Here is a 21,023-nt window from a genome sequence, read left to right on the forward strand (position 1 = left end):
AAAATGGTTAAAAAAACACAACAAAAAACGTTAGATTATGCGCTTTTAGTCAGCACGTAACCTAACGTTTTTAACATCTATAATGCATTTTCAGCGTTAATTCGAAATTTTAGCCATATAGTCGATATGCTTTTCGCTGTCGAATTCCTTTTCAGACTTACTAATTACAACAGTTGCCAAAGAATTTCCGACCACGTTTACGGCTGTACGACCCATGTCGACAATTCGGTCAATTCCTGCAATGAATGTTAGCCCAGCCACGGGGACACCAATGGTTGAGATTGTCGCCAGTAGCACGACGAATGAAGCTCCAGGCACACCCGCCATTCCCTTGCTAGTTATCATTAGAACCACTAACAGGGTGATTTGTTGGCCAATCGACAAGTTGATATGGTAGGCCTGAGCGAGAAATAATGCCGCTAAGGATTGGTAGATGGCAGAACCGTCTAAGTTAAAGGTATAACCGGTTGGGACAACAAAAGCGACAATGCCCTTGCTGACACCATAGTGTTCGAGCTTGTCCATTGTCTTCGGAAGGGCCGATTCGGAACTAGCCGTGGTGAAGGCAAGGATAATCTCGTTTTTAATCACTTTGAGCAACTCGAACAAGTTGATCCCGAATCCCTTAGCAACTAGCCCCATCACAACAATGACAAAGAATATCATGGTCAGATAAGTGACTAAGATGAACAATCCGAGCGGAGCCAACGCAGTTAATCCCATTTGTGCGACGGTGGCACCAATTAGGGCACAAACGCCGATTGGTGCGAGATGCATAATCCAGTTTGTAACTTTAAACATAACGGCGGCCACGGCATTGAGAAAATCGACGATGATCTTGCCAGGTTCGCCGATTGCAGCCGTGCCTAATCCAAAAAATACGGAGAAGAAAATTACCGGCATCATGTTGCCTTCACTTAAAGCCGCAAAGAAATTAGTGGGGATAATGTTAAGTACAGTCGCCCAAATACCGCCTTCAGAAGCGTGTTTTGCGGTTTTGACGTACTGGGAGATATCCGTTTTAGGTAGGTCATGAATGTTGATAAGACTGCCAGTTCGAGTAATGTTACCAATAATTAGACCTAAAATGATTGCTAAAGTTGTCATGCTGGCGAAGTAAAGTAATGTCTTACCACCAATACGACCAAGTTTGCGAATATCACCCATATTGGCGATGCCGACTGTAAGACAGGAAATCACAATTGGCAGAACAATCATTTGAATTAGACCAATAAACATTGCTCCAATATTAGTAAATGCGGTAATGGCTGGTTTTGAATGATAAAAAAGTGCGCCAAGGACAATTCCTAGAACTAACCCAATGCCAATTTGCCAACCTAAACTAATTCGGAATGTGCGGTGTTGCTGCATAAGAAAACCTCCGATTATAAATGTGAAAAAGAAAACTAATCTTTATACATACTATCACGAATAATCGGCGGGATTCAGGCTTGAAAAGTTCGGAAATATATGTATTGTATTTCGATTCTGTGAAACCCGAACTTTCATCATCGAGCAGTGAGATCATCTTTAAAAATACGAACATTCATTGTGGAATTTAGCATTTATACACTAATAAACGAAAAAGGTAGATTAAAAAAGATGACTCGTTTCACGTGAAACGAGTCATCTGGTTAAAATTTTGTTATTGATAAGAGCTTACAGTAATTTAGCATCTTTCATTAATTCTTCAATATAGGTGCCCTTAACCTTTTTGACAGCTTCCTTGGCGATTACCTTTTGACTCCATGGCAAGTCCATTTCTGCTAATGCTTTCTTGTCGTTTAGATAATACAAAGCATTCATGAGTACACGGGCATCGAATGCAGAGCCAAATACCTCTGGAACACCACGATCGACATTTAGCAATGTGTAAACGGCCTCCATGGCGGTTCTTACGGAATATTCAGTAGTAAAGACAGTGTCACGAGGCGTTTCAGCATAATTGCCGATAAAGGCAAGGTTTTTGGAATGCTTATGCACAACAAGTGGACGGTCACCCAGTGCACGTGGCATGAAGTAAGTGGTGATGTAAGGCATGTGTGTTGGCACGGTATTGCAAGAGTTTGTGGCGATGTCCACGATTTGGTCATCAGGAACACCCATGTGGTAAAGCCATTCCTCACACAGCTCGATCCCGTTACAGTCTTCCATGTTCTTGTCGACGTAGTTTCCCGGTTTGCCTGAAATCAAACCGTAGATCCAAACGATTAATTCGTTGTCCTTTTGTTTTTTAAAGTGTGGTTGACGACTGATTGAATACCCCAGAATCCAGTTGGAATCTTTGATGGTGACTGGTCCGCTTGTCACAATGGAACCACTGTGAGGATCCTTTTGGCTAACATGTTCAATAAACGGAACGATTTTATCATCTTTAAAGGTTAGCGTAGCAGACATTGTCCAGTTTGCCGCGGGAATGTTTTCACAGAACTTTTCTGGATGACCGAAATCAGGATCTTGGGCAGCCAAGTTTTTCCATAATTGCCAGCTAGCACCGAGCTCATGTTCCTTTGGCGCAGGGTGCGTGTTATCACCATAGGTTGTGCTCTCAGTGATGGATCCGTTGGTTACAAAAACAAGGTCATTTTCAGTCAATTGCTGATTTTGTGGTTTGCCATCAACTGTCATTTCAATCTTTGTCGCAACCTTATCGTTGCCGACGCGGTTAACTAAAATGTTGTTCACAACGGTATTGTATTGGAAGTGAACGCCATGATTTGTTAAATAGCTAACTAGTGGCAAAATCAGTGATTCGTATTGGTTGTACTTCGTGAATCGCAATGAGGAAAGTGTGGATAAGGAGTCGACATGATGAACGAAGCGGAGTACATACCGACGCATTTCTAGCGCACTGGCCCACTTTTCAAACGCAAACATCGTTGACCAATAGAGCCAGAAGTTGGAATTAAAGAAGTCATCACTAAAGACTTCATCAATTCGTTTATCCTGCAGTTTTTCTTCAGGAGTGAGCGCAAGGTCAATCAATTCTTTAATTGCTTTTTGAGAAAGGGTGAGTTGACCGTCATTTGCTAAACGGTGTCCACGGTTCTCGATGACACGAGCCTTTGAGTAACTGGGATCTTCTTTATTTAGCCAGTAAAATTCATCAAGTACCGAAGCGTCTTTAGTCTCTAAAGAAGGAATAGAACGGAATAAGTCCCACAATGTTTCAAAGTGAGGCTCCATTTCACGGCCACCACGAATGATGTAGCCACGTTGTTCATTCCAAATACCATCCATACTGCCACCAGGGAGGGCCAACTCCTCTAATACGTGAATATGGTCGCCAGGCATTTGACCATCACGAACTAAGAACGATGCTGCTGCCAGTGCGGCTAGTCCGGAACCAACGATATAAGCCGATTTTTGGTCAACGTTGGCAGGCTTCTTTGGACGTGCAAATGCTTCGTAATTTCCGTTTGAATAGTACATAAATGCCACCCTTTCTTAAAATGAAATAATCAGTTATCGATATAATAATCGTTACATTTGTAACTATCTTTAGTATAATGACAGCGGTTACATTTTTCAATATAGAAAGTTAAGTGGTGTTAATGAATAAAAAAAGTTTACGTACACAACAACAGGTAGAAACCGCATTATTTGAACTGATGAGTCAGCACCAGTATAACGATTTATCGATCACCCAGATTACTGATGCGGCGGGCGTTTCACGGGCAGCGTTCTATCGTAACTACACGAGTAAAGATATGATTTTAGATAGTTTTATTCAACGAGAATATGCGCAATTTATGCAGGATGTCACGGATCATAAACATGAAAATTTGGCGGATTTATTGACTGTTTATTTAACTTACTTTGTCCAGCATCCAATGATCATGAAGAATTTGTTGCATGCTGGATTAGATGGCCCAATTTTAAACAAACAGACGGCCTATTTTACCAAGTTTGTCCATGATTATTACGGTGAAAATTATCTAAAGGACTACGAGCTTGCTTATTATTCAGGCGGAACATTTATGGTGTTACATTGGTGGGTCAAACATAACTACGCAATGCCAGTCACAAAGGTTGTTAAAATTTTAACGGATCGTTTCATGGTCAAAGAGATGCATTAGGGTAGTGAATAGGCGAAATCATATTATGAAGAGGTTGTGACATAAGTTTATTGGGGACGAATAATATGAGCAATATCGCACCCCAAAGTCCTGAGAATTCCGCTTAACGTAAAGCTGATCCATTCCCAAAGTTCTGTAATAGGTCAGCTTTACGTTAATACTCGTTCTCAAATCGGTCTTGTGTCACAGTTCAAGTCATTATCAGAGTGGTAATTTCAGGTAATCCGGTTTGACCAAATGCAATCGATTTACGAAGATCACTTTTAAGACTAAGGCCAAGATAGTTGGCAGAATAATGAATGCCAGTAGCACGCGAAGGCCGACATTTGTGCCAGCGGTAGTTTGCAATGCAGTCAAGGATCCAATTAATCCGGAGAGCCCAAAGCCAGCGGAAAACGCAGTTCCACCGACGCCCAGTATAGCCGCAAAGGCCCCCATGATACCAGAACCCAGCAGGATTGGAATGAACATCACCGGATGCGCTAGCATATTAGCCATCTGAATTTTTGGTGAACCCACAAAATGAGCAATTGTGCCACCAAACGAATTTACGGACGCCCCCATGGCTGCTAAAGCGAAGCTGGTTACGATAATGCCAGCGTTAGCTGCCCCAGAACCGATGCCGGTCAAACTAATGGCCGTTGCAATGCCAACGGACGATAGAGGAGACACAATGAGAAGTGCAAAAATCATGCCCAACATGGCACCCATCATTATTGGCGTCAGTGTTGTGGCCGTGGCAACCACCTGCCCGATGGCTGTTTGAATGCCAATCATAGCAGGCAAGGTGAGCAGGCCAATTGAGCCACAGATAAGGACGACTAAAGTTGGTTCCAGGATTAAGCGTAGTTGCCCCAAACGTTTATGAATGACAAAAATAAAACTTGCTGTAACGGTTAGTACAAGCAAAACGTTAAGAATAGCACCAGTACCAGCTATTGCCAGGCCAGTTTTTGTGGGCTTAAGGACGCCGGCAGATACAAATGTGGCAAAGCCAAGTGCAGCAGTATCAAGAACATCAAATTTAAAGGCGTGGCCAACAGCGAGGGCTGCAATGATGGGCAACAGGCTTTGAATGACAGTGACCATCATTAACAGGTTACGGGTCAGGCCGTTTGTTCCAAACAATGGGATGATTTGGGAGGTTAATGCTGCCGGAATAAGGGCAATGATGATTCCCAGACTAGTGCCGTTTAAAATGGCGAGAATAAATGGTTTGAATTGGGCCACTTCACGTTTGATGGTGGTCATTAGTCCGGTTGCTGATAGTGCAGGGGATGTTTCTTCAGGTATTTTCATCGGCAGGCTCCTTAGTTAATGGTTGGGTTGATTATTCGACGCTGTGTTCCGTTGGTCGACCAGCAAGAATGTCCTGAACATCGTTCAATGAGATATCAACCATGTTTTGGACTGCAATATTAGTGAAAAAGGCGATGTGCGGCGTGATGATCACGTTATTCATGGCGTGCAGCTTGGCAATGTTAGGTTGTGAGCCGAGCCCATCTTGTCGATGATCGGCATTAAAGATCTTTTCCTCACCGGTTACTGTATCGAGCATGGCAAACGCAAGTTGGTGGTTTTCAAGAGGGGTTATTAAGTCATTCGTATTGATGACTGGACCGCGACTAGCATTTACAATGCCTGCTGTTGGTTTCATAAGGGAAAAATCGTTTGCGGCGATCAATCCTTCCGAAGTTGGATTCAGGTCGACGTGCAAACTGACGACATCGGATTTTGCCAATAGGGTTTGTTTATCAACGTAGGTCACGAGCGGCTTTAACGCTTCACGTTCAACCACATCATAAGCTAAAATAGTTGCACCAAGAGCGTGCAGTAGTTTAGCTAAAGTACCGCCAATTCGTCCAGCGCCAATAATGCCGATGGTAGCTGAGTGAATTTCTTTAGCCTGTAAATTAGCCCAAGAGTAGTTATTTTCGCGGACCTGAGCATCAACCAATGGCGCTTTCCGTAATACACGGAAAATTTGCATGAGGGCGTGTTCGGCAACACTGCGTGGTGAGTAAGCAGGAACGTTGGTAACGAGTAATCCGGCCTTATGGGCCGCTGCCACGTTAATCATGTCAACACCGGCTGTTCGGGACGTCAGTTGTTTAAGCCCCATGTCAGCTAATTGTTGGTAGACGCGATCATCGTCAATGCGATTGCGTTGTTGGATAACAATCCCGTCAAAACCGTTAGCCTGGTCAACAGTTGACGCAGATAAGGCATCCGTCGTTGTGAGAATTTCGAGGTGTTCACGTTTCGCGTGATCCTTGATAGCTGCCATTTCATCTGGTCGGACTGAATACATAATGATTTTTGTCATGTGAGTGACCTCCGTTTAATCCTTAGGGTTTAGTGAGTTTTCATGTAAGTTGTGAGGCGGGCCATAGCCGTTTTTAGGTTTGCCATTGAGGCAGCGTAACTAAGGCGTAGGTAGCCTTCGCCGCCGGGTCCAAACGCTGCTCCTGGAATGACAGCCACTTGACTGGTTTGAGCTAACGAAAGGCAAAAATCATAATCAGTCATGTGCAAACGTTCGGGAATTTTCGCGAAGATATAGAATGCGCCTGCCGGTTTAGGGATAATGAAGCCGAGTTTTGTCATGGTGTTATAGACGAAATCACGGCGCTGTTTGTATTCCGCCTTCATGTTCTCGGTGTCATGACGGCCCTGTTCTGTTCCCAATGCTTCAGCAGCTGCTGCCATAGCCGGATTAGAGGCTGACGTTACCGTAAAGGCATGCATTAAATTGATTCTGCTAATTAAAGCTGCCGGGCCTGCGAGAATACCAACACGGTATCCTGTCATGGCATGTGATTTTGACACACCGTTTAAGACTAATGTTTGTTCCGGCAGGTAGTGTGCAAATGAAACGTGAGGTTGACCATATGTCAATTCAGAATAAATTTCATCGGAAATCACAATGATGTTGGTGTCACGAAGCACATCCGCTAAGGCTTCGATTTGATTGGCAGTATAGGTGACGCCCGTTGGGTTAGACGGAAAGTTTAGCATGATAGCCTTGATGTCATCACCATATTCATTGATAGCGGCTTGTAGTTGCTGGGGTGTGAGGACAAATTGGTTAGGTTCTGTGTTGATGGGGACGACTTCGGCACCGTTGAGTTTAATAATTGGCTCGTATAAGGGAAAGGTTGGCCCTGGAAGCAACACTTTATCGCCGGGATTTGTGACGGCCCGGAGTGTGTCAGAAATAGCCTCAGTTGCGCCAACGGTAGCGACAATTTCTGTTTGCGGATCATACTGAATCCCATAACGATCTGCTAAAAAATGTGCAGCAGCTTCGCGTAACTTTGCGGTCCCAGGAACTGGCGCGTAATGGGAATCATTGTCCTCAATGCTCTTAATGGCCGCCTGTTTGACGTGCTCAGGGACATTAAAGTCCGGTTCGCCTAACGTTAGTTTGATGATGTTGGGGATGTCGCTAACTTCGTGGTCAAAGCTGTGGATCATATCTGGCTTGATAGCTAGTAGCTGGGTGTTTAAACGTTGTGCAAGATCTCGTTGTTGTGTTTGCATATAAAATATCCTTTCTAAACTTTGGCTCGATGGCAGTGATAATTGAATTGAAAACAAGAAAAGCCCCCAGCGTGTCGTTAAACACCTGGGGGCTTAAATCATCAATAAACAACTGATGACCATACACGCAGATGTTTTATCCATCCGCATGGCCACGTTAAATAATGGCTAATTGGATGAATTTCCAAAAAACCAAAAATAAAACGCATATGTAGTTTTGACAGTTGTTGTTGTCATCATTAGTAAGCTTCCTTGAATTAAAGATTGATTAGAATACTAATTTATTTTTCATGACGTGTCAATGAAAAGTTTAATAATTGTTGCTCAAACGGCTGGCAGGTTAGCAAACATATTTGTAAAACCAATTAAATATTTTTATTAAAAACGACCAGATCAGATGATGCTCTATTAAATCGAGTGTGAGTTAGCGGAATTCCAGTACAATAAATTTTTTATGACTGGGCATAAAACACGTTCAATGGATCGTTTTCGTTCTAACATTGTTCGTTTACTGATGATAAGATGACTTCATCAATTTTTTGAGGAAGGTTTTACATCGTGAAGGATAGACGAATCATTGTGGCACTGTTACTGCCGAGTTTGGTTGGAATTATGTTGTTTTTGATTTTTCCAGTTGTTCAGTTGGTGTTACCAGTGATTTTCGGAGTAAAAAGTAATGAAACATATTTTTCATTTTTAAAGGCTACATACAACCAGCAAATTATTTTCAGAACGATTGGCATTGCATTTGTAACCACTTTAGGCTTGCTAGTTTTAGCATTCCCATTTGCGTTTTGGATTGCTCACCAAAGAATGAAAGTTCGTAAATTACTGTCGCTTGTTATTTTGTTTCCAATGCTCACTAATGCGGTCGTTAGAAACTTCGCTTGGATTCTAATCCTTGGACGTAACGGGCTAGTCAATACATTGTTAATGGATCTGCATATTGTCCACCAACCAGTTCGCATTTTATATACGAATACAGCTATTGTGATTGGACTCATTTATTTGTTTTTCCCTGTCATGGTGACGATGCTGATTGACCCAATCGTATCACTGGATCAATCAATTGATGAGGCGGCCGCAATGTCAGGTGCAGGTCCTTTAACACGGTTTTTCAAAATCACCTTGCCGCAGTTAACGACCAGCCTACTGACTGGCAGTATCTTAGTTTTTGCCGGCGCAATGACAGCCTATACGACGCCACAATTACTAGGCGGTAACAGTAGTTTAGTTTTGTCGACGTTGTTATATCAGCAATCCATGACACTGGGGGATTGGCGGGCCGCAAGTATTGTGGCATTGACACTGATATTGATTGCCTTAGCAAGTCTATCAATAACAAAAGTCATTACTAAGCGGATTTCGGGAGGTAACGAAGTTTGAGACAGAAAAAACACTGGTTATTGACGTTATATGGTTACTTGATGTTGCTACTACTGTTGCTTCCGTTAGTTTTAGTTGTTGTCACTTCATTTGGTTCACAGGCAGCTATTACTTTTCCGATAAAGGGTTTCACTTTGAAATGGTACGCCAACATATTGTCACAACCTGACTTTGTGACAGGTTTCAAAACAAGTTTTGCAGTCGCTGTTACTGCCAGTTTCTTAGCAATTGTGGTTGGAACGCCAGCGGTTTATGCATTAACGCGCCGTGGTATTCCTCATGCTAACTGGTTTCAGACAATTTTTCTGTCCCCGACCTTGATTCCAGAGATAGTTATCGGCTTTGCACTATTTCAAAGTTTAGTTATTGGAATCAAGCTGCCGCTAATGCCAGTTCTTATCACAGGGCACTTTTTACTCAGCGTGCCATATGTAATTAGAATGCTAACGGCTAGGTTATTGCTGTTTGATCAGACTATAGAAGAAGCCAGCTGGTTAAGCGGAGCATCGAAAATAAAAACTTTTTTCAGAATAGTGATTCCGAATATTTCAGGCACGCTCCTCGCTATTTTCATCATGTGCTTTATTAATTCATTCAATAACATTCCCATTACGCTATTTTTGAACGGCCCATCGTTAACAATGCTACCAACTGCTATTTTGAATTATTTGCAAAATAACTATGATCCAACCGTTTCAGCAGTGTCAGTAATTTTAATGTTGTTGACAGGTCTCATGATGTGGCTGATGGAGCGGACGAATGGCTTAACACGTGTTAACGAACATCTGAATCAGAAAGGACAGAAATAAATAATGCAGGCAATGCAAGTTAAGCACTTATCAATGTCGTATGAGGATGGTAAAAAAGTGCTGACAGATATCAATTTTTCAGTTAATGCGGGCGAACTAGTTTCGATTCTTGGCCCAAGCGGATGTGGGAAAACGACTACATTAAGAATCATTGCAGGACTGCAGCGTCAGACAAGTGGGAATGTTGCGATTGATGAGCAGTCAATTGACTCGGTCCCCGTTTTCAAACGTAATATGAGCATGGTCTTCCAAAACTACGCTTTATTTCCTCATTTGAGTGTGTTTGAAAACGTCGCATTCGGTTTAAAGCAACGCGGTATTGGCAAAACAGCTATTCGCAAACGTGTTGCCGAGATATTGTCTCTAACAGAGCTAACGGATTTAGCTAATCATCGCCCACACGCACTTTCCGGTGGTCAGCAACAACGTGTTTCACTAGCGAGAGCCTTAGTTGTTAACCCGACGTTACTGTTACTGGATGAACCACTTAGCAATTTAGACAGGGCATTGCGTCTGTCCCTACGAGAAGAAATTCGCCGACTACAGCAAAAATTAGGAATAACTGCACTTTTCGTTACGCATGACCAAGAAGAAAGCTTTGCAATTTCTGACCGTGTCATTGTGATGAATGGTGGTCATATTGAGCAAATTGCGTCGGCACAAACCGTCTATGCTCACCCAGCGACAAAGTTTGTAGCAAAGTTCATCGGATTTGAAAATTTCTTCAACGTAACACGGCAGGTGAATTCAGATGAGTATTTAAGCGGTGAAATGCACCTTTACATGGCCGAGAAGACAACTAAACCAGCGGTTTGTCTTTGCATTCGACCTGAGAACATTCGTCTCGATACCAGTATGGATACTCAACAGAACAGTCTTAACGGCATTATTTGCGACAAAACATATCTTGGCCGCGCATATCGCTATGTTGTAGCGACAGACCATTTAGGCCAAATCAAGGTGGATTCAGAAGGGGCTACGCATCAATTAGGAGACGCAGTACGACTGACATTACCGTCCGACAAACTCATTGCATTGGCAGAATAGGAGAATTTGATGACACACCATAAGGAATTATTGAAAAGAATAACCATTTCGTTGTTACTCGGTGGATTGACGGTTGGCTTTTTGGATGCAACGGCGAAAGCAGATGAGTCGATGACCGTTTCAACGTTTGGATTGGCCACAAAGCAGATGAATAGCGACGTGTTGGCGCCGTTTGCGAAGGAAAATCATGTAACGATGCGCACCCAATTCGGTGACAGTAACGCCAGAATGACACAATTAGAACACAATCCCAACAGTGGCGTAGATGTGGTTGAATTATCACAAAATAACGCGTTGTCAGGGAACCAAAAACACTTATTTAAGAAATTGGATTTCAGTAAGCTAAAGAATTTCAAACGGCTTACACCTGCTCAACAAAAATTGGCAAAAGAAACCAACAGTGTGCCGTACACGTTGAACAGTGTTGGTATCATGTATAATCCTAAAAAAATTTCGATTAACTCATGGAAACAACTATGGTCATCAAAACTGAAAGATAAACTGGCCATTCCGGATATTACGACGACATTTGGACCCGCGATGATTTATCTTGCTGGCGAGCATGCTGGTACGGCTGTTGAAAAAGATAATGGTCAAGCAGCATTCAAGGCGTTGTCACAGTTGAAACCTAATGTGACTAAAACATATTCACAATCCTCTGACATTGCTAATATGTTTAAAACGGGAGAAATTGATGCGGCAGTTGTCGGTGATTACGCTGTCAATATGGTTCAAAAGGCAAACCCACAATTAAAATATGTCGTGCCGGCGTCGGGAACATTAGCTAACTATGATACGGTTTCAATTTTGAAGAGTAGTCATAATACCGAAAAAGATTATCGGTACATTGATGCCCGTTTAAGTGCAACGGTTCAAAAAAAGGTTGCCAGTCCGCAGTCATTAAATAACGCGCCGGTTAATAAGGCTGTTCAATTAAGCAGTAAAGACGCAGAAAATAAAACGGTTGGCACAGTTGCTAAGCGGGCTGAAAGCCTCAACTTTGCGTATGTTAATCGTCATTTGGCCCAATGGATTACACGTTGGAATCAATTGATGAATAAACAATAAAGTTAGGAGACATTATGACAAACGTTGATTTGCTGATTAAAAATGCCCGAGTATACAACAGTTATACAAAGACCTTTAACAATGTTGATGTCACCGTTAAAGATGGCAACTTTTATTGGATTGGCGCGAATTTACCTGATATTCTAGCGGAGCGGACGATTGATCTAAAAGGCTTTTCAATCATTCCGGGATTGGTTGACGCTCATATGCATATTGAGAGCTCAATGGCTACTCCCACAAACTTTGGTCGTGCTGCCGTTAAGTTTGGCACGACAACAGTAATTGCAGATGCCCACGAAATTGCCAACGTTGCTGGCATTAATGGCCTGCCAGAATTCATGCGCCAACCCTCATGCATTTCAGTTTTTTATGCCATTCCTTCTTCAGTGCCATCCACAACGCCGGCAATGGAAACAACTGGTGGCATTATTGGACAGGACGAGGTTGCCACATTATTAAACGATCCTAAAATTATCTGCTTGGGCGAGGCCATGAACTTTAAAGGGATTACATCACAGCCTCAGTCTCTGATCCGGAAAATTATTAAGGACTGTCGCAATATCAGACCGACAATGCCTTTGGAAGGCCATGCGCCCAAAGTGAGTGGCAAGGATTTGGCTGATTTTATTAATAGTGGCATTACATCCGATCATACTTTCCAGACGCCTTCATCCTTAATTGAAAAGATAACTAACGGCATGTTCATTGAAATTCAACAAAAGTCATTATCTGCAGAGATAGTGAAAACAATTATTGAACATCAATTTTATGAACATGTTGCACTGGTAACGGATGACGTGATGGCTGACGATTTGCGCAGTGGACACCTTAACAGGCTGGTTGAGCAAACAATTAAATTTGGTATGGCGCCAGAAGAGGCAATTTATTTGGCCACTTATACACCAGCTCGTCGGATGGGACTTTGGGATCGTGGCGCCATTGCGCCAGGTCGGATAGCAGACTTTGTTGTTCTTAGTGACGTAGATAACTTTGTTATTGAGGATGTATTTTTGCATGGCAACGCAGTGGCGGATATTGCTGCTCCTGATACAAATGAAGGATCGTCATTTGACTCGACGATTACAGATTCCGTTCACGTGCCAGTATTAACAGAATCAGATTTGTTAATCAAAACAGCTATGCAACGTGACGAGGTGGCGGTTAACACGGTCCAAATTAGTGCTACTGGCACTTTTACTAAGCGTGGCCAAGTTTCATTGCCAGTCGTTAATGGGCAAGTGCTATGGCAAGAACATAATTTATCTCTGTTGATGGTTCAAAATCGTTATTCGGGTCATGGTGAACTGGCATTTGGCTTTGTCGAAAATGGCGTTAAAGGACATGGTGCTATAGGGGCAACATGGGCTCATGATCATCACAACTTGATGATTATGGGGACGGATATTTCTTCAATGTTGGCGGTTCATCAACAACTTGTCGATGACCACGGTGGCTATGTTGTTGCGGAAAACGGTCTAATTACTGCCAACACACCGTTACCGATTGGTGGCATTATAAGCAGTGAACCAATAGACGAATTGGGAGAGAAATTGGCTACCGTCCGTCAAGCAATGCGACAGCTGGGATATCAAAACAGTAATGAAATTATGTCATTTTCAACGCTATCGTTGTTGGTTTCACCAGCGATTAAAATTTCAGATAAAGGATTGTTCGATGTTAAAACACAACAACCTATCCCAATGTTTGTAAAATAATACCGTCAGCAACTCACTTAAAGTAATTGGCGAGATGATCTAATGGTTTAATATATGAATTAGGTCACAGAGACAACTGGGCGAATTGGCTAGTTGTCTCTGTGACCTTTTTGTATTTTCGAGTAATGCCATTTTCAATGCTAGATAATGTAGCTCTCTTATACGCATGAAAATAAAACTAATATTTTATTCCAAAAATATATAAAAATAGTAGGTAAAAAGAGATATTAGCCGATTAAATTTCGTTTAATCCAATCGTGATTTTGTCGATGAACACGAACAAAGCTAGTAACAGCAGTGTTTATAAAGCAACTGATAACAGTTAATGGTTACTAATGCGTGTTAGGAAACCTGCTAAACCTTACTTTTCTTATATACGTAAGCGTATAAAAAGAAGGCTCTAACCGTGATGAATCCTTAGTTTATACTGGGATTTTTGCTGGTTATTAGTGCCGATGCTAACCTCAAAGACGTAAACACATGAACCATGTGAACGTTTAAATAACAAATAAGCGAGGGTTACATCTTATGAGTACAAAATACGAAAAGGAAGCACCTAGTTACACAATGACAACGGTGATGGAAGAAGCTGCGCGGTGCTTACTTTGTCACGATGCGCCATGTTCTAAAGCATGTCCTGCCGGAACTGATCCAGCACGTTTCATCCGTAGTGTTCGTTTCAGAAATCTGAAGGGTGCTGCGGAAACGATTCGTGAAAATAACGCTATGGGTGCGATTTGTGCTCGCGTTTGTCCAACTGAAAAGTATTGTGAACTTGCTTGTTCGCGAACTGGGATTGACTGCCCAATTGATATTGGTGGCATTCAACGCTTCGTGACTGACTACGAAGAACAAGAAAAAATGGACATTCTTCGCAAAGGTGATTCAAATGGATTGAGCATTGCTATCGTCGGCAGTGGCCCTGCTGGGTTACAAACGGCGGCAACGCTACTTCAAAAAGGTTATGCAGTCGACATTTATGAAAAGAATGAGAAGGCCGGCGGTTACCTTCGTTATGGTATTCCTGAATATCGTTTACCAGATGAAATTGTCGATGTTGAAATCAACCGGATCGTCAATCTGGGCGCAGAAATCAAGTACAGCGTCACTATTGGTAAAGATGTCACGATGGCTGATTTAAAGGCTGATCACGACGCTGTTGTTGTTGCCGTAGGTGCTAGTGAAGCGAAGATGTTACCAATGTTTGAAGGCAATCCATACGTTGAAACTGCCGTTGATTTCTTAGCACGTGTTAAGGAAGCCAAGGGTGACATAGACAACATTCCTGCCAGTGCAGTTGTTGTCGGTGGTGGGGACGTTGCGATGGATGTTGCGACGACTTTAAAGCGGTTGGATGTTAAGAACGTCACTGACCTCGTTTATGAAGAATTTGATGAATTCAAGGCTTCTAAGAAAGAACTTGATGCAACTCAGAAGGCTGGTGTCACCATTGTTGATGGTTACGTTCCAACTGACGTGGATGGTAATACCGTCACCTTTAAGCATCGTCATTTAGACAGTGAAATGACCATTAAGACCGACTTGATTATTCTAGCCGTTGGTCAACAAGTTAACACAGACAACCTTGGTGTAGATACCGATCATGGCGAAGTTCAGCATTCCGGTTACAAGACTGATGACGAAAAAGTGTTCTTTACTGGTGATATTGCCCAAGGTGACAAGACCGTCGTTTGGGCCGTTCGTAAAGGTAAAGAAGTTGCTGAAGAAATTGATCAGGCATTATTAGGGGGTAACAAATAATGATTAGCAAAGATCTGTCAGTGGAATTTTTAGGGGTTCATTTTGAGAACCCATTCCTCCTGTCTTCTTCACCTGTCGACAACTGTTATGAAATGTGTGCTAAGGCTTTTGACGAAGGCTGGGGCGGGGTTGTTTTCAAAACAATTGGTCCGAAACACTTTAAAATCAATGAAGTCTCACCGCGGTTTGATGAACTGACAAAAGAAGGAACGCCCTTCGTTGGATTCAAAAACATGGAACAAATCGCTGAGCATTCGTTGGAGGAAAACCTTCACGATTTACGTCATTTGAAGGATGACTACCCGAACAAGGTCGTCATTGCCTCCATCATGGGGACAAACGAAGAGGACTGGGAAACACTGGCTCAGCTGGTAACTGAAGCTGGGGCGGACATGATCGAAATGAATCTGTCGTGTCCTCAAATGACCTCTCACGAAATGGGTTCCGATGTTGGGACTAACCCTGAACTGGTTAAAAAGTACTGTGCAGCGGTTAAACGTGGCTCAGATCTGCCAATGATGGCTAAAATGACGCCTAATATCACGGACATGGTTCCTGCTGCCAAGGCCAGCATGGCCGGTGGTGCTGACGGGATTGCCACGATTAACACGGTTAAATCTGTGGCCAACATTGATTTGGATCGCAAAGTTGGTTTGCCAATTGTGAATGGTAAGTCTTCAATCTCCGGATTTTCAGGGAAGGCTGTTAAACCAATTGCACTTCGTTTCCTACAACAATTGAGAACGGCCGCTGGTTTGGAACAATTACCAATCTCTGGAATTGGTGGGATTGAAACCTGGCAAGATGCGGCTGAATTCATCCTGATGGGCGCAACAACCTTACAAGTGACCACTTCGGTTATGCAATATGGCTATCGAATCGTTGAAGATATGAAGAACGGTTTGATGCATTACATGGAAGATCAGCACGTTGAACATCTAAGTGAATTGATTGGTGTTGCCAATAAAAACATTGTCCCTGCCGAAGATTTGGATCGTGATTACAAAGTTTATCCGAAGATTGATTGGGATAAATGTATTGGTTGTGGTCGTTGTTATATTTCTTGTTTCGATGGTGCTCACCAGGCGATTACTTGGGATATTAAGACACGTCGTCCATCCATTGACACTAGCAAATGTGTCGGTTGTCACCTATGTAACTTAGTTTGTCCTGTTGGTGCGATTACGACCGGTGAAGTGGTTATGAAACCAGGCACTAAAGGCAATCCAGAAGATGTTCAAATTGAATCTTCACGTTTGACACACCCAGTTCAGTAAATCTGGTAAAATTTAATAGTTTCATTTTATAGGAAACTGGAACATAACGTCTCAACTCAATTTCTAATGAAACGGCAGCAAGCAATTTTCCTCAATCGCAAAAGGTCATGCAGATGAAAAATTGCCGCAAACGCGGGACATAACACTGACTTTTGCTCATCTAACGCGAATAAGGCATTCATGGGAAAAACGACCATAAACGCCTTATTCGCATTACCTGAGAAAGCCAAAACGTGTTATGTCCCGCTCTCTTTATTGACTACGAATGGAGAATTCATATGAAAATCAGTAGGAAAGTATGGTTTGATGCCATTGGAGTGGGATTCTTTACGCTAGTGTACAGCTTGATCATGAGCTATGGTTCATTGTGGATGGGTGCAGCCGCATTCGTCGCAGTTTCGTATTTCTTTGGCGCAGGGTTTCCAAAAGACAAGATTTGGAATATTTTGGCAAGCTTCGTCTGTGGCATTGTTTGGGGGCTGCTGGCCTTTAGCTTGCTTCAAATAAGCTGGATTGCATCGATTTGGCCAACCGCGATTATGTTTGGCCTGCTAACCTTTGCCGTCTTGTTCCTACAGGGCACTATCATGAAGTTTACAATGGTGCCGGCTTGGCTAATCACGTGGGGAACATTTATGTTGATTGTTTCAAACGTCACGATTAAAAGTTGGCCGCTGTTTGTGGTTGAATTGTTCGCTTTTATGGCGCTAGGAATTTTTGTAATCGGTTATGCTTCTGATTACTTCAATCAGTTAATGTTTCGCTGGTTTCCAGAGCGAAAACAGGATGCACGTCCATCAATCGAGGCGGATAGATTAACTAAAGAAAAAGAAGTTAAATAATTAAAAAATACGATTCTGATTTTGCTCTTTGAGCAAATCAGGATCGTATTTGTTTTGGATGGAAGTCATATACAGTTTCGTTTCTACCGCTTTCAGTTAGCATAATTGCTAATTACGTGGCCCACGGTGCTGCATCAATTTTCTTGCCGGACAAGCATATTCGCAACTCTCACAGGGCGGTTTGGTTGTTGACTGTCGCATGGTGTGAACGGCGATGATCACCGCAATGAGGATGATAGTGACGAAAATCAGCACATTGATCAAAACGGACATAACCTAACCTCCCATAAGAACTGTTTCAAACATTGTCAGAATAAAGAGCCAACTTGAAAAATAATTAGCGCCAATCCGTAGGCCAAAACAGTACTTGAAATTAACGAATAGATGGCCCATTTAACGGAACCTGTTTCGGTTTTAATAGCACCGAGCGTCGCAAAACATGGGGCGTAAATCAGAATGAAAACTAACAGACTGTATGCAGATAACGGCGTAAACAGTGTGCTGAATGTCGTCACTAAGCTGGTTTGCCCACTTAAGTGAAATAGGACAATCATACTGGAGCTAATGACTTCTTTAGCGAGCACCCCAGTCATCAATGCACTGATTGTTTGCCAATTAGTAATGCCAAGTGGTGCAAAGGCCGGTTGCAACCAATGACCAATAATTGCTGAAAAACTGGCGTCAATGTTAATAACGTATCCGTGTGGACCAATGTTAGACAAAAGCCAAACGAGCACTGTGCCGGCAAAAATAACGGTTCCTGTTTTCTTGACGAAACCTTTGCCTTTTTCCCAAGCACCTGCAATGACGAGGTCTAATCGAGGACGATGATAATTTGGCAAGGTTACAACAAAGTTGCTCGCGTCTTTTAATTTAAAGACCAGTTGATAAAATTTAGCCATGGCTAACGCAATCACAATACCGAGAAAATATAGGGATAAAACGATTACAGCTTGGTGTTGATTGAAGAAGGCGGTAACAAACAGACTGTAGATTGGCAGTCGAGCGGAACAACTCATAAATGGTGCGATTAAGGTCGTCACGAGACGTTCACGGGGCTGTTCGATCGTTCGCGTGGCCATGATGCCGGTTACGTTGCAACCAAAGCCAATGATCAGCGGGATGAATGCCTTGCCGTTTAAGCCAATGAGCTGCATTAATCTATCAGTGACTAGGGCGGCACGACTCATATAACCTGAATCTTCCAACACTGTAATGCAGGCAAACAGGACAAAAATTTGGGGAATAAACGTCAGCACGCCGCCGATACCAGCAATGATACCGTCAACAATCAGTGATCTTAAAAAGGGTAAGGCGCCTACAACAGTTAGCCAATGATTTGCAGCCTCAGAGAGTGGTCCGGACAGGAACGCGTTTAAATAATCGCTCAATGGTGTTCCAATCCAGTCAAACGAGAGTTTAAACATGAACCAGAAGATCCCGATGAAAATAGGCAATCCTAAGATTGGGTGTGTAACCCAGCGATCAATTTTTGCAGTAACGATATTTTGAGGCCGGTTTTCAGTAAAACTTGTAGCCGCGGCGAGCGTGTCTTCAATGAAAGTAAGTCGTACGTGAAAGATTTGGTCTGCATAATGATGCTCGCGGTACGTTTGGCGCCCCTTTGATAACGTGTCTAAACGATGTTCATCAACATATTTAACCACTGCATCGTTGTCGCTCATGAATTGAATAGTTAACCAACGAGCAAAATTTTGTGAGAGTCGATGTTTTTTAACCAATTGTGTTGTGGCGTCGCGAATATCTGCTGAAATGGTTTTAGGATAATCCAATTCCAGCGGATCAGTCGCGGTTACTGCAGTTTGTTCAGATAAACAGGCACGAACCTCATCGACACCACTGTTTTGTCGAGCAGCAGTCGCGCGTACGGGGCAACCCAAACGTTGTGACAAAATATCTAGATCATAGTGAACGCCGCTTTGTGAAAGTTCGTCCATCATGTTCAGGACCAATATTAGTGGTTTACCGAGTTCTAACAACTCGATAGATAACAGAAGGTTTCGTTTGAGCTGACACGCGTTGGCGATGTTCAAAATGGCGTCAGCCGGGTTGTTGTCTAGCAGATAGTCTACGGTGACGGCTTCATCCTTTGTTATTGGGGTTAGCGAGCAGATACCGGGCAGGTCGATAATGTTAATGTTTGATTTTGGAATATTCCCTAATGTCTGGTCAACAGTGACGCCCGCCCAATTGCCAACGTTGGCATATTGGTTGGTCAAACGATTGAAAAATGTCGATTTGCCAGTGTTCGGATTACCTAATAGTGCAACAGTTGTCATGACACTAGCGCCTCGTTAAGGTTTGCAACACAGCGTCACGAACACCGATACGTTGGCCATCGAATTCAATGATTACCGGACCGTGAAATGGATAACGGCGCACGACGGTTAGGACAGCACCTGGTTCGATTCCTAGACGATGAAGTTGACTAGAGATTCGTTTTTCAAGGTGATCCATGCAATGAACGGTTAACTGCTCATTGACCGAGACCTGTATTTCCATAAGATAACGCCCTTTCTGTGTTGATAATGGTTAAAGATTATCACGAAAGGGTTTTCATAAATATTAGGGAGATGCCTAATATACCGACAGGAATATTCCAGAATATACTTGTTTTAGATATTTGAGATCACGAAATTAATCACAAGAACACAACCGATGGAGGTCAAAGAGAATGTCAACACTCGAAGTTAAGGATTTGCATGTTGAAGTACAAGACGGTGAAAGTGGCGCCGTTAAGGAAATTTTGAAGGGTGTTAATCTCTCCATGAGTACGGGTGAAATTCATGCCATCATGGGACCAAACGGAACGGGGAAGTCGACCTTGTCTGAAACCATCATGGGGCAGTCTGCCTACCACGTGACACAAGGTGATATTTTATTGGATGGCAACAGTATCCTTGATATGCCAGTTGATGAACGTGCCCGTCGAGGCTTGTTCTTGGCAATGCAATATCCAGCTGAAATACCTGGCGTTACCAACGCTGAATTTCTAAGGGCTGCTATTAATGCCCGCCGTCCAAAGGATGACCAAATTTCAGTGATGAGTTTTTTAAAGGAATTAGATAAGAATCTTGACCTCCTTGATATGAATGAAGCAATGCCGGAGCGATACTTAAACGAAGGTTTCTCCGGTGGTGAAAAGAAACGGAACGAAATCCTGCAATTATTAATGATCAAGCCAGCGTTTGCGCTGTTAGATGAAATTGATTCAGGATTGGATATCGATGCCTTGCAGGTGGTTGCTAAGGGTGTGAACTCCATGCGTGGCGACAATTTTGGCGCCTTAATCATTACGCATTATCAACGTTTGCTAAACTACATTAAACCTGATGTTGTTCACGTAATGATGGGTGGACGCATTGTCAAAACCGGCGGTGCAGACCTGGCCCTGAAACTTGAAGATGAAGGTTATGCCGGTCTCCGTGATGAGTTTGGCCTGGATGTTGACCTTGTGGATGAAAACTAGGAGGCA

Annotated in this window: 18 protein-coding genes; 10 read left to right on the plus strand and 8 right to left on the minus strand. The window is 42.8% G+C overall.

Annotation, left to right across the window (positions count from 1 at the left end):
- Positions 1–96 precede the first annotated feature (96 nt).
- Both GB993_RS00805 and GB993_RS00810 read right to left on the minus strand, forming a co-directional pair.
- Positions 97–1,371 (minus strand): dicarboxylate/amino acid:cation symporter, encoded by a 1,275-nt coding sequence (locus tag GB993_RS00805; protein ID WP_161002687.1) that lies wholly within the window; start codon positions 1,369–1,371, stop codon positions 97–99.
- 288 nt (positions 1,372–1,659) lie between these two features.
- Positions 1,660–3,432, minus strand: a complete 1,773-nt coding sequence (locus GB993_RS00810) for an oleate hydratase (protein ID WP_161002688.1) — start codon at positions 3,430–3,432, stop codon at positions 1,660–1,662.
- Positions 3,433–3,554: 122 nt separating this feature from the next.
- On the opposite strand from GB993_RS00810, the gene GB993_RS00815 reads away from it, so the two are divergent.
- Complete coding sequence (locus GB993_RS00815) at positions 3,555–4,079, plus strand: TetR/AcrR family transcriptional regulator (RefSeq protein ID WP_161002689.1); 525 nt, start codon at positions 3,555–3,557, stop codon at positions 4,077–4,079.
- Positions 4,080–4,280: 201 nt separating this feature from the next.
- Here the strand turns inward: GB993_RS00815 and GB993_RS00820 are convergent, their stop codons facing one another.
- The 3 genes from GB993_RS00820 to GB993_RS00830 are packed head-to-tail and all read right to left on the minus strand — an operon-like array spanning position 4,281 to position 7,622.
- Positions 4,281–5,378: a PTS sugar transporter subunit IIC gene (locus GB993_RS00820; RefSeq protein WP_238331556.1), complete on the minus strand. Its 1,098-nt coding sequence runs from the start codon at positions 5,376–5,378 to the stop codon at positions 4,281–4,283.
- A 31-nt stretch (positions 5,379–5,409) separates the two neighbouring features.
- Positions 5,410–6,405: an NAD(P)-dependent oxidoreductase gene (locus tag GB993_RS00825; RefSeq protein WP_161002690.1), complete on the minus strand. Its 996-nt coding sequence runs from the start codon at positions 6,403–6,405 to the stop codon at positions 5,410–5,412.
- Between the two features lie 29 nt (positions 6,406–6,434).
- Positions 6,435–7,622, minus strand: a complete 1,188-nt coding sequence (locus GB993_RS00830; RefSeq protein WP_161002691.1) for an aminotransferase class I/II-fold pyridoxal phosphate-dependent enzyme — start codon at positions 7,620–7,622, stop codon at positions 6,435–6,437.
- Positions 7,623–8,180: 558 nt separating this feature from the next.
- On the opposite strand from GB993_RS00830, the gene GB993_RS00835 reads away from it, so the two are divergent.
- From GB993_RS00835 to GB993_RS00870, 8 genes are all read left to right on the plus strand, one after another.
- A complete protein-coding gene (locus tag GB993_RS00835) occupies positions 8,181–9,008 on the plus strand; it encodes an ABC transporter permease subunit (protein WP_161002692.1) in 828 nt (275 codons plus the stop codon).
- Positions 9,005–9,817, plus strand: a complete 813-nt coding sequence (locus GB993_RS00840) for an ABC transporter permease (RefSeq protein WP_161002693.1) — start codon at positions 9,005–9,007, stop codon at positions 9,815–9,817. The genes GB993_RS00835 and GB993_RS00840 overlap by 4 nt, the downstream gene beginning before the upstream one ends.
- A gap of 3 nt (positions 9,818–9,820) precedes the next feature.
- Positions 9,821–10,864, plus strand: coding sequence for an ABC transporter ATP-binding protein (locus GB993_RS00845; protein ID WP_161002694.1), 1,044 nt, complete (start codon positions 9,821–9,823; stop codon positions 10,862–10,864).
- A 9-nt stretch (positions 10,865–10,873) separates the two neighbouring features.
- Positions 10,874–11,932: an ABC transporter substrate-binding protein gene (locus tag GB993_RS00850; RefSeq protein ID WP_161002695.1), complete on the plus strand. Its 1,059-nt coding sequence runs from the start codon at positions 10,874–10,876 to the stop codon at positions 11,930–11,932.
- 14 nt (positions 11,933–11,946) lie between these two features.
- Positions 11,947–13,647 carry an adenine deaminase C-terminal domain-containing protein gene (locus tag GB993_RS00855; protein ID WP_161002696.1) on the plus strand — a complete coding sequence of 567 codons (1,701 nt, stop codon included), beginning with the start codon at positions 11,947–11,949 and terminating at the stop codon, positions 13,645–13,647.
- Between the two features lie 528 nt (positions 13,648–14,175).
- The gene (locus tag GB993_RS00860; RefSeq protein WP_161002697.1) at positions 14,176–15,408 is read left to right on the plus strand and encodes an FAD-dependent oxidoreductase; all 1,233 of its coding nucleotides are present in this window, start codon (positions 14,176–14,178) and stop codon (positions 15,406–15,408) included.
- Positions 15,408–16,685, plus strand: coding sequence for an NAD-dependent dihydropyrimidine dehydrogenase subunit PreA (gene preA, locus GB993_RS00865; protein ID WP_017262461.1), 1,278 nt, complete (start codon positions 15,408–15,410; stop codon positions 16,683–16,685). Before GB993_RS00860 ends, preA begins: the two co-directional genes overlap by 1 nt.
- A gap of 278 nt (positions 16,686–16,963) precedes the next feature.
- Positions 16,964–17,527 (plus strand): DUF1097 domain-containing protein, encoded by a 564-nt coding sequence (locus GB993_RS00870; protein ID WP_161002698.1) that lies wholly within the window; start codon positions 16,964–16,966, stop codon positions 17,525–17,527.
- A gap of 108 nt (positions 17,528–17,635) precedes the next feature.
- On the opposite strand, the gene GB993_RS00875 is transcribed toward GB993_RS00870, so the two are convergent.
- The 3 genes from GB993_RS00875 to GB993_RS00885 are packed head-to-tail and all read right to left on the minus strand — an operon-like array spanning position 17,636 to position 20,050.
- Positions 17,636–17,800: a FeoB-associated Cys-rich membrane protein gene (locus GB993_RS00875; RefSeq protein ID WP_161002699.1), complete on the minus strand. Its 165-nt coding sequence runs from the start codon at positions 17,798–17,800 to the stop codon at positions 17,636–17,638.
- Positions 17,801–17,835: 35 nt separating this feature from the next.
- Positions 17,836–19,827, minus strand: coding sequence for a ferrous iron transport protein B (feoB, locus tag GB993_RS00880; RefSeq protein WP_161002700.1), 1,992 nt, complete (start codon positions 19,825–19,827; stop codon positions 17,836–17,838).
- Positions 19,828–19,831: 4 nt separating this feature from the next.
- Positions 19,832–20,050, minus strand: coding sequence for a FeoA family protein (locus GB993_RS00885; protein WP_161002701.1), 219 nt, complete (start codon positions 20,048–20,050; stop codon positions 19,832–19,834).
- A gap of 172 nt (positions 20,051–20,222) precedes the next feature.
- On the opposite strand from GB993_RS00885, the gene sufC reads away from it, so the two are divergent.
- Positions 20,223–21,017 (plus strand): Fe-S cluster assembly ATPase SufC, encoded by a 795-nt coding sequence (gene sufC, locus GB993_RS00890; protein ID WP_161002702.1) that lies wholly within the window; start codon positions 20,223–20,225, stop codon positions 21,015–21,017.
- Positions 21,018–21,023 lie beyond the last annotated feature (6 nt).

It is taken from the genome of Furfurilactobacillus milii, from assembly GCF_009864005.1.
GTDB lineage: Bacteria > Bacillota > Bacilli > Lactobacillales > Lactobacillaceae > Furfurilactobacillus > Furfurilactobacillus rossiae_B.

Coding starts and splice junctions, on each gene's coding strand:
- GB993_RS00820 (WP_238331556.1), bottom strand. CDS start 5,378: ATGAAAATACCTGAAGAAACATCCCCTGCACTATCAGCAACCGGACTA.
- GB993_RS00805 (WP_161002687.1), bottom strand. CDS start 1,371: ATGCAGCAACACCGCACATTCCGAATTAGTTTAGGTTGGCAAATTGGC.
- GB993_RS00845 (WP_161002694.1), top strand. CDS start 9,821: ATGCAGGCAATGCAAGTTAAGCACTTATCAATGTCGTATGAGGATGGT.
- GB993_RS00885 (WP_161002701.1), bottom strand. CDS start 20,050: ATGGAAATACAGGTCTCGGTCAATGAGCAGTTAACCGTTCATTGCATG.
- GB993_RS00870 (WP_161002698.1), top strand. CDS start 16,964: ATGAAAATCAGTAGGAAAGTATGGTTTGATGCCATTGGAGTGGGATTC.
- GB993_RS00875 (WP_161002699.1), bottom strand. CDS start 17,800: ATGTCCGTTTTGATCAATGTGCTGATTTTCGTCACTATCATCCTCATT.
- feoB (WP_161002700.1), bottom strand. CDS start 19,827: ATGACAACTGTTGCACTATTAGGTAATCCGAACACTGGCAAATCGACA.
- GB993_RS00825 (WP_161002690.1), bottom strand. CDS start 6,405: ATGACAAAAATCATTATGTATTCAGTCCGACCAGATGAAATGGCAGCT.
- GB993_RS00830 (WP_161002691.1), bottom strand. CDS start 7,622: ATGCAAACACAACAACGAGATCTTGCACAACGTTTAAACACCCAGCTA.
- GB993_RS00850 (WP_161002695.1), top strand. CDS start 10,874: ATGACACACCATAAGGAATTATTGAAAAGAATAACCATTTCGTTGTTA.
- GB993_RS00810 (WP_161002688.1), bottom strand. CDS start 3,432: ATGTACTATTCAAACGGAAATTACGAAGCATTTGCACGTCCAAAGAAG.
- GB993_RS00860 (WP_161002697.1), top strand. CDS start 14,176: ATGAGTACAAAATACGAAAAGGAAGCACCTAGTTACACAATGACAACG.
- GB993_RS00855 (WP_161002696.1), top strand. CDS start 11,947: ATGACAAACGTTGATTTGCTGATTAAAAATGCCCGAGTATACAACAGT.
- GB993_RS00815 (WP_161002689.1), top strand. CDS start 3,555: ATGAATAAAAAAAGTTTACGTACACAACAACAGGTAGAAACCGCATTA.
- preA (WP_017262461.1), top strand. CDS start 15,408: ATGATTAGCAAAGATCTGTCAGTGGAATTTTTAGGGGTTCATTTTGAG.
- sufC (WP_161002702.1), top strand. CDS start 20,223: ATGTCAACACTCGAAGTTAAGGATTTGCATGTTGAAGTACAAGACGGT.